The sequence below is a fragment of the Ferruginibacter sp. HRS2-29 genome, from assembly GCF_024343615.1.
Taxonomy (GTDB): Bacteria; Bacteroidota; Bacteroidia; order Chitinophagales; family Chitinophagaceae; genus Ferruginibacter.
Map to the genome: position 1 here is coordinate 1 of NZ_RJUB01000018.1, position 13104 is coordinate 13104.

13 protein-coding genes are annotated in these 13104 nt (G+C 42.6%); 4 read left to right on the plus strand and 9 right to left on the minus strand.

What is annotated here, in order from left to right; genetic code table 11:
* The 4 genes from EGI32_RS08200 to EGI32_RS08215 form a co-directional block, all read left to right on the plus strand.
* The coding region (locus tag EGI32_RS08200) for a hypothetical protein (RefSeq protein WP_255154906.1) at nucleotides 1–368 on the plus strand (368 nt) is incomplete at its 5' end.
* Nucleotides 369–457: 89 nt separating this feature from the next.
* Nucleotides 458–706, plus strand: a complete 249-nt coding sequence (locus tag EGI32_RS08205) for a helix-turn-helix domain-containing protein (protein ID WP_255154907.1) — start codon at nucleotides 458–460, stop codon at nucleotides 704–706.
* 111 nt (nucleotides 707–817) lie between these two features.
* Nucleotides 818–3121 (plus strand): N-6 DNA methylase, encoded by a 2304-nt coding sequence (locus EGI32_RS08210; protein ID WP_255154908.1) that lies wholly within the window; start codon nucleotides 818–820, stop codon nucleotides 3119–3121.
* A gap of 133 nt (nucleotides 3122–3254) precedes the next feature.
* Nucleotides 3255–3809: a hypothetical protein gene (locus EGI32_RS08215; RefSeq protein WP_255154909.1), complete on the plus strand. Its 555-nt coding sequence runs from the start codon at nucleotides 3255–3257 to the stop codon at nucleotides 3807–3809.
* A gap of 131 nt (nucleotides 3810–3940) precedes the next feature.
* Here EGI32_RS08215 and EGI32_RS08220 read toward each other — a convergent pair whose 3' ends face one another.
* The 9 genes from EGI32_RS08220 to EGI32_RS08260 form a co-directional block, all read right to left on the minus strand.
* A complete protein-coding gene (locus EGI32_RS08220; protein WP_255154910.1) occupies nucleotides 3941–5002 on the minus strand; it encodes an endonuclease/exonuclease/phosphatase family protein in 1062 nt (353 codons plus the stop codon).
* A gap of 101 nt (nucleotides 5003–5103) precedes the next feature.
* Nucleotides 5104–6012 (minus strand): YihY/virulence factor BrkB family protein, encoded by a 909-nt coding sequence (locus tag EGI32_RS08225; RefSeq protein WP_255154911.1) that lies wholly within the window; start codon nucleotides 6010–6012, stop codon nucleotides 5104–5106.
* A gap of 328 nt (nucleotides 6013–6340) precedes the next feature.
* Entirely contained in the window at nucleotides 6341–6757 is a 417-nt protein-coding gene (locus EGI32_RS08230; protein ID WP_255154912.1) for an RNA-binding protein, read from the minus strand.
* Nucleotides 6758–7009: 252 nt separating this feature from the next.
* On the minus strand, nucleotides 7010–7456 hold the full coding sequence (gene rplI / locus EGI32_RS08235; protein WP_255154913.1) for a 50S ribosomal protein L9: 447 nt from the start codon (nucleotides 7454–7456) through the stop codon (nucleotides 7010–7012).
* A gap of 205 nt (nucleotides 7457–7661) precedes the next feature.
* Entirely contained in the window at nucleotides 7662–7928 is a 267-nt protein-coding gene (gene rpsR / locus EGI32_RS08240) for a 30S ribosomal protein S18 (RefSeq protein WP_255154914.1), read from the minus strand.
* A 3-nt stretch (nucleotides 7929–7931) separates the two neighbouring features.
* Entirely contained in the window at nucleotides 7932–8288 is a 357-nt protein-coding gene (gene rpsF / locus EGI32_RS08245) for a 30S ribosomal protein S6 (RefSeq protein WP_255154915.1), read from the minus strand.
* A gap of 196 nt (nucleotides 8289–8484) precedes the next feature.
* Nucleotides 8485–10374, minus strand: coding sequence for an ice-binding family protein (locus EGI32_RS08250; protein WP_255154916.1), 1890 nt, complete (start codon nucleotides 10372–10374; stop codon nucleotides 8485–8487).
* Nucleotides 10375–10457: 83 nt separating this feature from the next.
* The gene (locus EGI32_RS08255) at nucleotides 10458–10997 is read right to left on the minus strand and encodes an AraC family transcriptional regulator (RefSeq protein WP_255154917.1); all 540 of its coding nucleotides are present in this window, start codon (nucleotides 10995–10997) and stop codon (nucleotides 10458–10460) included.
* Nucleotides 10998–11378: 381 nt separating this feature from the next.
* Nucleotides 11379–13103, minus strand: a complete 1725-nt coding sequence (locus tag EGI32_RS08260) for a M14 family metallopeptidase (RefSeq protein WP_255154918.1) — start codon at nucleotides 13101–13103, stop codon at nucleotides 11379–11381.
* Between the last annotated feature and the right edge of the window lies 1 nt (nucleotide 13104).

Below are 13104 nucleotides of genomic sequence, written 5' to 3' on the forward strand. Positions count from 1 at the left end.
CCGCCTTCGACAAGCTCAGGCTGACAGTGGCGGGTTTATTCAGGCTGACCGTGGAAAAAAAATCAGGCATTTTGAGTTTTAATTGGCTGCAACGCATAAGTAGCCTCCAGCAACGCCTTCACATACTCATAAAAATGCAGCATGCACTTCCGCTCCTGCGCTATATCGCTGTACGGCAGGTGCTCGCTGGTGAGGGCGCCGCTGAAGAGCAGCCACAGCTCGCGGCCGGCTTCTTCGGCGGTGTATTCGTTTACAAAGCCATCGATAACGGCGGCGGCATCGGCAGCGGTATCAGGATTGGGTTGGTGGAGGGAGTAGTAGTGCTCGGCGATGTGGGCGGGGAGTGTTGTCATTGGGTGAAAAGTTGAAGAATGATTAATAATTAAATATACTAATTATTATCGCAACTAAGACATATGTCTTATGCTTTATTTTAAAAATTTCTTTAGGTTTACTTATGCCCGCTAAACTCGACAAAGTAGATATTAAATTTAAACTGGCTGTTGCCGCAAGGTTGAAAGAACTTCGTGAGCAAAGCGGTTTGAGCCAGCAAGCACTAGCTGATAATTCAGGAAGAAATCCCCAGGACTATAATAAGAATGAAAGAGGAAGAGGAACGAGTTTGTATACGATCAATAAGTTTTGTATTGAGCGGGGGATAACGTTGAAGTATTTTTTTGATTCGGTGTTGTTTAAAATTAAATAAATTTAGAATTCAAAATACAACATCAAGGAAGTTTAAAAACACTAACCACCTTTTATTTATCTTTGCTAGTAATTGATAGTTTTTAATAAGCGTATAAAGATTTAGGGCCTCATGAAAAAGTTTACAAATCCGTTAGAGAGTTCTACTAGAATTAAGATAAATAATTGGCTAACAAACCTTTCTTGGAATATCGATGAGGACAGCCCGGATTGTAATTGTTATACGGAGCGTGCGAGAACAGTTTCTGAAAATAAAAAATTTAAAGGTAATAGGCCTGATTATGTTTTGTATTCATCTGATAAAAAACCGCTTGCAATAATTGAGGCTAAAAGACAAGGAAAAACCCTACAGACGACATTAAACGAAACAATAAAAAAATATGCAACTCCCTTAGGAGTTAAAATTGTATTTATTACTGATGGTTTATTTATTCAGGCATATCATACAGAAGATAATGATTATCTATATTATAATTCTGAGATAGTAACAGAATTTCTTTCAGAAAAAAAGCTAAGATTGTTTTCTGATGGTGGCAGTAAAATATTCAGCGAGAAGAAAGTTGTCCATTCAAAGATAGAACTCATAAGGATATTTCAGGAAGCAAATGATATCTTAAGAAAAGATGGATTAAGTGAAGGGCGCGAACGTTTTACCGAGTTTTCGAATTTGTTATTCCTAAAACTTATAAGTGATATAGAAGACCAAAGAGAAGAAAAAGGTGAAGCAAGACGATTAGATAAAATTTACTGTTGGGAAACTTATAGCAATAAACCTTCTCAGGAACTTCAAACCTATATAAATAAGATTGTACTTCCCAGATTTGATCAAGAATACAATCATACAAGTGATATATTTAATAAGAGATTATTAATTAATAAAGCAGACAATCTAAAAAAAATAGTAGCTAGTATTTCTAAAATCGGGAATTTGTTAGATACGAATTCTGATATTAAAGGAGATGCATTTGAATATTTTTTAAAAAACTCAATTAGCGTAGGTAATGATTTGGGTGAATATTTTAGTCCGAGACATATAGTTAAGTTGATGGTTGAATTATTGGATTTAAAATTTAATGAAACTGTTTACGACCCTTGCTGCGGTACAGGTGGATTCTTAATTGAAGCATTTAAAAATATAAAAAATAAATGCAAGCATACACCAGAAAATCTAGAAACATTGGAGAATAATACAGTGTTTGGTCGAGAAATTTCTACTACTTCCCGTATTGCTAAGATGAATATGATTATAATTGGAGATGGACATAATAATATAGAGCAAAAAGATTCTTTAGAATTTCCGGTTAAAGGGAAATATGATGTTGTATTAACCAATTATGCGTTTTCTCAGAAAACTGATTATAGCAGTTACTATGGTTTTGATACCGCTGATGCTAATATTATATTCATTAAACACATTTATGATAGTTTAAATAATGATGGAAGATGTGCAATGGTGGTACCTGAAGGTGTGTTATTTGAATCAAGTAAAGAACATACACGAATACGTAAATTATTAATTGAGGAAGCAAATGTCGAAGCTGTGATTAGATTACATAGTTCTGTTTTCAAACCTTATACCGGTCAACCCACTAGTATAGTTATATTCAATAAAGGAGAAAAAACAAAAAAAGTTTGGTTCTTTGATGTTGAAGAAGATGGATTTAAAAAAACTAGTAGCAAAAAAGGGAGAAGGAAAATAGAGGCTGATGATTTAGTTTTACTTCGTCAGATATGGAAAGAAAAGAAAGTTACTAATAAATCATTTTTTGTTGACTTAAAAGCAATTCAGAAAAATGAATATCGCTTATCCATGAATAATTATGTCAAGCGTAATAAACAAGAGGTAACAATTCCATTACGTGAACTGGTACAAGATAAAAAAATAATAATTGGATTTACACCACCGAGAGATGATGATTCATTTTGGTTCGGAGGTAAAAATATTTGGGTATCAATTAAAGATTTGGGAGATGATATGTTTATTTCAAATTCACAAGAAAAAATTACTAATATCGCTGAACGCAAAGGGAAATTATTACCTGTAGGAACTTTACTTTTCAGTTTTAAGCTTTCCATTGGCAAAGTTGCTATAACCAAGAAGCCACTATATACTAATGAAGCAATCGCGGGGTTAATAGTGCATGATGAGATCATAAAAAAATATTTATATTATATACTGCCTAAATTAGATTACAATACTAATAGAGCTACAAAAGGAAATACACTAAATACAGATACAGTAGGAGACTTAGAAATTCCATTTGAGTATTCAAAAGCAAAAAAAATAGTGGCTATGTTAGATAAAATTGAGGCAGAGCGACAGAAAACAATTGAGCATAAAGAAAAATTAGAAATCAAAAAGGATACTATCATCTTTTCTAATGTTCTAATGGATGAAAGTAAAGAAGAAGATTAATTCAGTATATTAAGATTATACATTTTGCCCTTATAAGCCTTAACCCATATTTAACACCCCTCCCTTATTACATCTTCAACCTTCCACCATCATACCAGCGATAACAAATCTCTCATCTTTAAATTTAAACAAAATGAAAAGCAGAGACAATTTCGCTACCGAAGGCCTTTCAGGTACCTACAAACAGGTAGTATTCAGACAATGGAATGGTGAAACCATCCTGGCAAAGCGCCCCAAACAAACCAAGGCAAGGAGCGCAGCCCAACAAACGATTGTTGACAACTTCAGCCATGCTGCAGCATATGCTAAAGCTGCCATGACGGACATCGCCCTCAAGATGGCCTACAAACTCAAAGCCGGTAAAGGGCTGAGCGCTTTCAACCGGGCGGTGGTAGACTTCTTCAAAGCACCGGTGATCGGCGATATCGACCACAACGGTTACAACGGCCAGGTAGGCGGTACACTGCTCGCCATGGTGACCGACGACTTCAAAGTGGCTTCGGTAAAAGTGATCATCAAAGCTGCCAGTGGTGCGGTGATTGAAGAAGGCACCGCGAGCCTGTTGCCCAACGGCCTTCACTGGATGTATGTAAGCACAGTAGCCAACAGCGCCATCGCCGGTACGGCGATCAGCTTTGAGGCAAAAGACTTACCCGGTAATTTAGTTACGAAAATTAAAACCCTGTAAGTATGGTCTATGTTTACTTTGTATAACCCCGGGAGATTCCCGGGGTTATTTATTTTATAAGGCGGAAGGCTTGTGGAGATGTGTTTTTTCTGCGGCATTTACACACCGGTATTTTATGAAACGAAGCGATCTTATTCTGCATTATCTACAGGTTGCGTAGCGGTTTCTTTTGCTTCCGATATTTCTTTAGCATCGGCATCGGGTGCATCGTGCACCTGCTTCATTTCCTCTGCCAGGGCAAGATGTATGAACATGGCAAAATGATCGGAACCATTCTCAGGCATTTTTTTCATGCTGATAAGCCCGAATTCTTTTGAGCAGAAAATATAATCCAATGGAAAGCGCACAAAGAAGTGTCTGGAAGAAAAGGTGTTGTAAAAGCCCCTGCCGCGGCGTGGGTCGAGCATGCGGCTTGTTTTGCGAAATAGCTCGGTGGTATGGCTCCAGGCCACATCGTTGAGGTCGCCCATCACGATGCAGGGCAGGGTACAGTCGCGGGCCAGCAGCGCCACTTTCATCAACTCCTTATCCTTGGCGGTAGCATACAGGCTTTCACCAGGCACCGGTGGCTCGGGGTGCAATCCCCATAACTGTACCTTTTTGCCGGAAGGCAATACCACCAGTCCCTCTATAGAAGGGACATCGTTTTTTACCAGGTAATTGACGCGTGCATTCTCCAGTTGAAAACGGCTGTACAACAGCAGCCCGTAGGTATTTTCGAGGGGCTCGAGCAAGTGATAAGGGTATGATTTTTTGAGGCGGGAGGAATTCTCTTCCCAGGCTTTATTGGTTTCGAGCAGGAATATAATATCAGGATCCATCTGTTCTATCTGCGCCAGCAATCTTTCGTACTCCTGGTTATCCTGCAAAACATTGGCGGCAAAGATCTTCAATTCATTTTCTTTGTGTTTGCCGGCCACCTTCAACATTTCTATTTTGTACAGGCCGGTATAGGGCCATATTTTTACCAGCAGGTAAATGATGGAAATAAAAAGTAAGGCGATAATGACCTGGTAAAACAGGTTAGTGGCTGGCCAGTAAAAGATCCAGGCGGCGGTGGCGATGCACACAATGACCAGCTTTTGCAACCGCGGATATTCGAGTATCTTAAAGATCCAGAAATCCTTTTTTATAAGGGTTATAAAAACAGCCATGATCAGCAGGATGCTTAAGGCTGCCAATATTTTTTCCATGTGCAATGATAGTCTTCTTTGTTATATCGCTAAAAGATTTTTTATAATAAATGTCTGTAGTGCTCCTCCTTCCGGCTGGAGGGGCAGCTGGAACAGGAAGCTTATGAATTTACTTTTGATTGGGGCTTATTCCAATCGAGCTTCCAGCCTTTTTGTTTGGAATATTCCGCCACAAATGCTGCTCCATAGTAGAGAATAAACGAAGTGTAAAAAACGAAGAGCAATACCAGTACAAATGATCCGGAGGTTCCATACAGCTGCCCAACATTTCCCTGCACCAGTAAGTAACGCAGTATATACCGCCCGATGGAAAATAAGATGCCGGTGAGGATGCCGCCAACGATGGTGGCTTTCCAGTGGGGACGGGCATCGGTGATGAACCGAAATAAGATCACGAACCAGGCAGATACGATGACGATGGAACTCACTTCGCTGAAGATAAGTTTGAAATAAAAGCTGCTGCCGCTCATAAGGCTTTCGAAGAAAGAGCCGCTGAAAGATTCGATGCTTTTGAGCAGGAGGTTGGCCAGGAACAAAAGCCCTACGAGCAGTATCACGGCGAAAGATTTGAGGCGGCTGAGTATATCGGCTATAAAGTGTACACCTTCTTTGGGCTTAAACTCCCATAACTGATGAATGGAATTTTTGATGACCAGGAAAAGGGTAGTGGCCACAAAAAATAAGAACAGGCTGCCGAAGATGACCACATACCAGCTGTCGCTGAAGCCGCGGATGCTTCGGATGACCTGGCGTACCTGCTGGGCGCCTTCGGGGCCGAAGTTGTTGGAAAGGTGCTCGAGCAACCCGCTGCCGATGAGCTTTGGCGTAAAGAAAAAACCGAAGAGGCGCGCCAGTAAAAAAACGATCGGCGGCAATGCAAAAGTGGTAAAGAAAGCCGTGGCGCCGGCAAGCCGCAAAGGATCGTTGCGGCGTAATAATTGGAAAGACGGAACCACGCTGCCGAAGAAGCTGGAGATAAAAGACCGGAAGCTGGTGGTTTGTTTTTCCATCTTTATAAAGATAAGTATAATTGAACTGCGCCTGCGGCGAGTTCTTAGACCCACAGAGTGGTACAGAATTTTTTCACAGAGGAATACGGAGGTAAACCACAAAGCCACAAAGAACACAAAGTATCACCAAGGAAAATGCCGCCTGTAAATCTTTGTGCTCTTTGTGGCTTTGTGGTTAAAACAAACGCACCGCAGGTGCATTTTTCCATGTGCTGCCATGTGAAAAACTCTGTGAAACTCTGTGTTCTCTTTTCTCTGTGGTTCCAAAAAACAAAAATCCCCTGCTGTTGAAAGCAAGGGATCTTTTATGAAGAGATGTATTAATTGATTAATAACCCCTGTCGTAGCCACCACCGCCACCGCGGTTGCCGCCACCACCGTAACCGCCGCTGCCGCCTGAGCGACCGCCGCCACCACCGTAGCCACCTGGTTTCTTGTTGTAGCCACCGCCGCCGCCGTAACCACCGCCACCGCCGCTGCGTTTTTTGTAGCCTTCACCTTCAGGGCGAGGTTGTGATTCGTTCACGATCAATTTGCGACCCTGTACTTCAGTTTCGTTCAGGTTAGCGATAGCAGTTTTTGCTGCTTCATCGTCTTCCATTTCAACAAAACCGAAACCTTTGCTGCGGCCGTTCATTTTGTCTTTCAAAATCTTTGCACTTGATACGCTGCCGTACTGGGTGAAAAGGCTGCTTAAATCTTCGTCAGTCATTGACCAGCTAAGATTTCCTACGTAAATGTTCATTGTAAAAAACTTTTAAATAATTAAATAAAAACCATAATGCTTTAGTTGACTACAATGAACTGAAAACGATTTATTGAACGTACCATCAGCTAAACTTTGAGAAACTAAAATCATTAAAGCCTTACAAATGTAATATTTTATTTGAGATAACCCCATAAATGATGAAAAATTGTTAAATATTCGGTCAGGTTTGGGGGCATCAAAAAGCCCCGAAGTAAACTCCGGGGCCCTAATTAATTGCTTTTGAGTAGCTTATTCAGCAATTACTTCCAGGTCAACTTCGGTTTCGTTACCGTTTCCAAAGTCGATCTTAGCCTTGTAATTACCCAATTCTTTGATTTCATCGATGATGGTGATACGACGGCGATCGATTTCGTAGCCTTTCTGCTCACGGATAGCACGTGCTACCTGTACTGAAGTTACGCTACCGAAGATCTTACCGCTTGTACCGGTTTTAGCGCCCAATTTGATGGTACCTTCTGTCAACACCGCGATTACGCTGTTGATTTCAGCCAGCAATTTAGCTTCTTTCTTAGCCTGTTGTTTCAGCTTTTCCTGCAGCATTTTCAGGTTGCTGGGACTTGCTTCTACAGCAAATTTAGAAGGGATCAGAAAGTTACGACCGTAACCGTTCTTTACTGTTACCAGTTCATTGGCACCGCCAAGGTTGTTTACATCTTGTATTAATATTACCTGCATTGTTTTGCATTTTTACCCAACCCTTCGACAAGCTCAGGGCTTTCCCTACTAAAAGGTTAGGGTGGTTTGAAAAATTGTTATTCTAGATTATCCTTCGACAAGCTCAGGATGACAGAGGGAAACCCGTTAGCAATTCCATAATGACAGCCTCAACGTTTTAAACTCTCCCTGCTGTCAGGCTGAGCTTGTCGAAGCCGCATTCATTCTATTTCATCAGATCCGTTACGTAAGGTAGGATAGCCATTTGACGGGCTTTCTTCACTGCTTCACTCACTTTGCGCTGGAACTTCAGAGAGTTACCAGTGATACGGCGAGGCAACAATTTACCTTGTTCGTTCAGGAATTTTTTCAGGAAATCGCCATCTTTATAATCGATGTAGCGGATACCCATTTTCTTAAAGCGGCAATATTTCTTTGGACGCTTTTCAGCTTTGATCGCTGTAAGATATTTTATCTCGTTTGCTTTTGCCATGACTTATGCTTCCGCTTTTTGTGGTTCTGAATTTTTTACACCACTTCTCTTTTTAGCATTATACTCGACGGCGTATTTATCGAGTACAGTGAACATGTGACGCATAGCTGATTCGTCACGCAAAAGTTGAATTTTCAACTTTTCATTGAAGCTGGTTGGCGCAGAATACTCCATTACCCAATAAAGACCAGTGGTCTTTTTGGCTACCGGATAGGCCAGTGATTTCAATCCCCATGGTTTGGTGTTTACTACTTCTCCACCATTGTCTGTAACAAGGGCTTCGTATTTTTTCTGAGCGGCTTTATATTCCTCTTCAGATAACACCGGGGTAAAAATCACCATCAATTCGTAGTTGCTCATTTTACCTGTTTTTGTTTATAAAAAAAATTGTTATTCCCGTTCATTTTAAACGGGGGGCAAAAGTAATGTTTTTTTGCTTAAAAACAACAATTAATCCTGATTTAAAGGCGGGGCAACAGATTTCAGGCGGCAGCCTGCCCGATAACAAAGAGGGCCCGCAGGCCCCCTTTATTCTAAAAATGATCTTATATCCAGCCTAATTTTTTATGAACTGCTGGTTTTCAAATGCCTGTGTTGCTGTTATTTTAATAGTATATAATCCCGGCGCGAACGACTGTACATTTTCCTGCAGGCTGTTGGTGCCGGCCAATAGCTTTTTATTGGTAGAAAAAACGACCCTGCCTGCAACATCTATCATCTGGATATAGGCCGTTTCGGCTTTCTTGCTGGCGATTGAAAGCGTAATGGTTTGGGATACAGGGTTTGGCGAAACCTGCAGACTTGTTTTTCCAGGGAAAACGACCTTTACCACATTGGAATACGAACTCCTGGCGTCATTGTCCTTCATATTCAACCTATAAAAAAGAATGTCATTGGAAAGGCCGATATTTTTCACCCTGAAAGCATAATCCTTTTCTCCCGATGAAGATCCCGCGGCGGTTACTGTACCGGCGATATTAAAGTTTGTGCCATCGGTGCTTTGCTCAATATCAAAAGCGGAAGTATTGCTTTCACCGGAGGTTTTCCAATTCAGCAACGCATCATACCCTTGCCTGTTCCCGGTAAACTTCAGCAGCCTCAACGGGAGCAGGCTGCAGGCTGCAAGCCCTGGAATATTAGCATTGATGGCTGCTGTGCTGAATGCTCCGTTGGTAGTAAGGGCACGGCCCTGCAGGTTAACACCGGTGTTGATGCTGATAGCTGCATTATTAGATATAAGCGTGCCTTTAAAAACGGAAAAATCATTGATGGTGGTGGCGCCATCAACTTTCCAATATACATTTTTGGCCTGTGCGCCATTCATGAGTATAACGGAAGAAAAAGTGCCCGTTGATAAGGCGCCGTTTATTTTTATAACAAAAATCGCATCGGTATTTTGTTCTGCATTGAGATAAAGGTTGCCATTGAACGACGTTGCAGCATTGAGCAGGTAGGTATGTGGAGTAAGTACCAGGTCGTTGCCAAATTGGGCCGGGAACAACAATTCGATATCGTGTGGCAATAAATTAAGGTAATTGTATACCGTCAGCAGGTCGGAAGCACATTGAGCAGTAGATACATCGGGAATGGGATGGATCTTGCCAGTTACGTTGAGGGGGGCGAACCCGCCTGTGATGCCTACATTGGTGCCGATATCGCCGGTGGCAAAGCTCGTTCCGGCATTGGTCATTGCCCCGTTACCGGAAAAAAGTACGTAACAGGCCGTGCTGGCCAGGAAGGGTGCCATTGGCCCCGCAAGTACTACACCCGAGCATCCCGACGGGACCTTTGCCATAGTATTGTTAAGTGTAATTGCACCTGTAGTGGAGAGGGCCCTTCCATCAAGTGTAACGCCGGAAGCGAGGTCGATGGCGCCATTATTGGCGATGATAGTACCGCGTATAGTGGCAAGCGAAGCAATATTTACTGCGCCTTCCACCTTCCAGAACACCCGGCAGGCGAGTGCGCCATTGATAAGAATGATGCGGGATGATGCAGTGGCCGAAAAGGGTGCAGACATACGGAAAATAAATACCGCGTCCGGATTGTTTTGTGCATCAAGCGTGAGGTCGTTGCTTAGGGTGGTATTGCCGCTGATGTCGTATACGCCGGCATTTAAAGTCTCGTTGCCCAGGGCAGGGGCATGCACATTTGTTTGAACGGCTGAATTGATCTGTTCATAGGCTAGTTGCAGGTCGGCTTTGCATAAGAGCGTGGCAGCATCGGTGGTATGCATCACACCGTTTACATTACCAAAGTCGGTAATAGCGCCACTATTGGTCCCTACATTACCGGTAATGTGCGAAATACCTGTATTGGTAATGGCGCCGGTGCCGGTAAATAATACAAAGCCTTCTGCCGATCCTAAGACCGGGGCTTGTGCAATAACATGGTTTGAAAAAATACAGGCGAAGCCTGCAATCAGGAGTAGAGTTCTGGTTTTCATTTTTGGACTTATTGGTTTAAGTCTCAAAGTTGAATCCTTTTTACCGGGAACAGTTGTATATCGTCGTTATTATATTATATCCGTTACAGGTTTTCCAATTCTATACGGTGCTTTTTTTTCAGGGTTTTAAAAAATGAAGGAGTAAGCCCGGTAACCTTTTTAAACTGCGTAGACAAATGCTGTACACTCCCGTATTGCAGCAGGTAAGCTATCTGCGTGAGGGTAAGTTCGTCATACATGATGAGTTCTTTTGCCCTTTCTATCTTATGGGTAATGATGAAATGTTGTATGGTCATTCCATGGGTATGCGAGAAGAAGTTGGAAAGGTAGGTATAGTCGTAATGAAGCGTTTTACTTAAATGGGCTGAATAATCCTTCACGGGTGATTCATCTGAATAATGCACCATATCCACTATTACATTCTTTATCTTCTCCAGCAGGATGCTTGCTCTTGAATCGAGTATTTCAAGGCCGGAACGTTTCAGGTTTTTGTTCAGTTCCTTGAGTTGCTGCTTCGTTATTTTTTCGGTGGTTTCTACAACGCCGAGTTCAACCGACAGGGGATGTAACCCCAATGCCGAAAACTCTTCCTGTACGAGCATCTTGCACCGCCGGCTGACCATAAATTTTATATATGTTTTCATAAGAGGCACAACAGCGCAGATCTTTTTTCTGTACCGGCCCTAAATATATACTTATTCGGCGGTAGCGGCCGGTAAAGTTATTTCGTATTCGCTTTCAGCAAGTCGGCCGCATCCCCGCTCTATTTTTCATCCCCGTTATGATAAACGTGTACCGCGATGTCTTATAACGTCTAAACATTGCTTACGGAAATTTATTCTTTTGTGCAGTTTTGAAAAAAAAGCAATTTTTATTTTTTGTGCACAGATAATTTTGTGCAGTTTGTGATCAGAAGCTATTTTTTATTTTTTCTGCACAATATTATTTGTGCAGAAAAAATGTGCAGTTGTATAACTGCACAAAATATTTGTGCAGTTATAGATTTATTCTATCCAATACACCGGGTATTGCAAATGTGCTTTTTCGTAATACGGAGAATTGCGGTAGATGAAATCCAGTATGGCTTCGCTGTCTTTTGCGAAAGCGGGGTCGGCCGCTTTCTTTTCGGCCAGCTTCTGCTGAAGCAATGAATCGTTTTTCAACACCTGGGCGGCAATATCTTCCCAGCGGTAATCGCTGTAACCCTCTTTTTGCTGTAAGATAGCATCGAAGAAGTTCCAGGCAAAGAACGAATCGTCGCCGGTGGGGGTGAGCATTTCCATAAGGTAACGCCTGGCCGGCTGATCGAGCCGGATGATCACATCGCCGGGCTGGAACTGTACAGGTTTCTTTGGCAGTACGGTTGCTTTCACGTTGTAATTCCGGTGATGCTTCTCGTAAGGGAATGCCATCGATTTGTAGCTGTCGATATGGTAAGAAGAAACCTCATACGTGGCCGGCTGCTGTACGTAACTCATTTCCACGCCGTTATTTTTCAGGCGCTCAATCACTTCATGCCATCCCTGCGGGATGATGAAAGTGGTGGGTGCATTTATGGAATCCATGCCGGTAAAATGATCGAAATATTTTATCTCCCGGGTATAGGGTTTGCTGTGGCTGTAAAACATTTTCATCAGCCCTGTGGCTTCGCTTAGTGAACTGTCGCGTTCATAACCTTTGAAAATGACCTGGCGGAAAGTACTGGTATCGGCTTTCCATTTCAATGGAAATATAGTTTGTGCTTTCAGTTCATTCCTGGCCTTTGTACGGGCATCCAATAATTCCGTGGCGTGGAGGGATGCCTGTTGTATAAAGGTTACCATGAGATCGTACGTTGACTGCACTCTTTCTTTATAGGGTTTCAGCATGTGGGTTTCGGGCATGAAAGAGAGTGTTTGAAAAAGTGCCGCATATCCCGAAGAATACCTCGGCGGATCGTAAAACATCTTCATGCCTTTGCTGAAGTCGGTAAATTCAAAATCCACATAGGGAATAAGTTCCCATTTTTTATCGGCCATGCCTTTGTAGATGGCCGGCTCAAATGTATTGCGCAGCCATCCGCCGAGTGTGGGACCGAGTTTGTCGTATTGGGTGGAGATGAGCGTCATCGTGTGCTGGTAATCGGCACCATCGCTCACATGGTTGTCGATGAGTATTTCGGGATCGAGGTAATGAAAGATGCGGGCGAATGTAGCGGCTTCTTTACTGTCGGTCTTGGTGAAATCGCGGTTGAGGTCGAGGTTTTGTGAGTTGCCGCGGAAGCCGTATTCTGCGGGGCCGTTCTGGTTGGCACGTGTGTAGGTATTGCGGTTGAGGCAGCCGCCGATATTGTATACGGGAATGAAAGCCAGGGTTACATTTTGCGGCAGCGTTATTTTTTTATTTACAATATCCCTCACCAGCATCATGCTGGCATCGATGCCATCGGGTTCGCCGGGGTGTATGCCGTTGTTGATGAGGATCACTGCTTTTTTTTGCCGGTGCCAGGTTTTGGGATCAAATTTTTGATCGGCACTTAACAATACCAGGTGCAGGGGTTTGCCGGCATCGCCGGAGCCCCATGCGGCTATTTTTATTTCGCGGTGTTGCTTTGCCAGGTGGTAGTACCATTGAATGGCCTGCTGGTAGGTGGCGGTTTGGGTGCCGTAGGATTGTTCGAAAACGGTTTGCTGGGCATGGGAATAAAAACAGAGAAGAGTGTATGGGATAAACAGGAGTAGTTGCTTCATA

Coding starts and splice junctions, on each gene's coding strand:
- EGI32_RS08205 (WP_255154907.1), top strand. CDS start 458: ATGCCCGCTAAACTCGACAAAGTAGATATTAAATTTAAACTGGCTGTT.
- EGI32_RS08210 (WP_255154908.1), top strand. CDS start 818: ATGAAAAAGTTTACAAATCCGTTAGAGAGTTCTACTAGAATTAAGATA.
- EGI32_RS08215 (WP_255154909.1), top strand. CDS start 3,255: ATGAAAAGCAGAGACAATTTCGCTACCGAAGGCCTTTCAGGTACCTAC.
- EGI32_RS08220 (WP_255154910.1), bottom strand. CDS start 5,002: ATGGAAAAAATATTGGCAGCCTTAAGCATCCTGCTGATCATGGCTGTT.
- EGI32_RS08225 (WP_255154911.1), bottom strand. CDS start 6,012: ATGGAAAAACAAACCACCAGCTTCCGGTCTTTTATCTCCAGCTTCTTC.
- EGI32_RS08230 (WP_255154912.1), bottom strand. CDS start 6,757: ATGAACATTTACGTAGGAAATCTTAGCTGGTCAATGACTGACGAAGAT.
- rplI (WP_255154913.1), bottom strand. CDS start 7,456: ATGCAGGTAATATTAATACAAGATGTAAACAACCTTGGCGGTGCCAAT.
- rpsR (WP_255154914.1), bottom strand. CDS start 7,928: ATGGCAAAAGCAAACGAGATAAAATATCTTACAGCGATCAAAGCTGAA.
- rpsF (WP_255154915.1), bottom strand. CDS start 8,288: ATGAGCAACTACGAATTGATGGTGATTTTTACCCCGGTGTTATCTGAA.
- EGI32_RS08250 (WP_255154916.1), bottom strand. CDS start 10,374: ATGAAAACCAGAACTCTACTCCTGATTGCAGGCTTCGCCTGTATTTTT.
- EGI32_RS08255 (WP_255154917.1), bottom strand. CDS start 10,997: ATGGTCAGCCGGCGGTGCAAGATGCTCGTACAGGAAGAGTTTTCGGCA.
- EGI32_RS08260 (WP_255154918.1), bottom strand. CDS start 13,103: ATGAAGCAACTACTCCTGTTTATCCCATACACTCTTCTCTGTTTTTAT.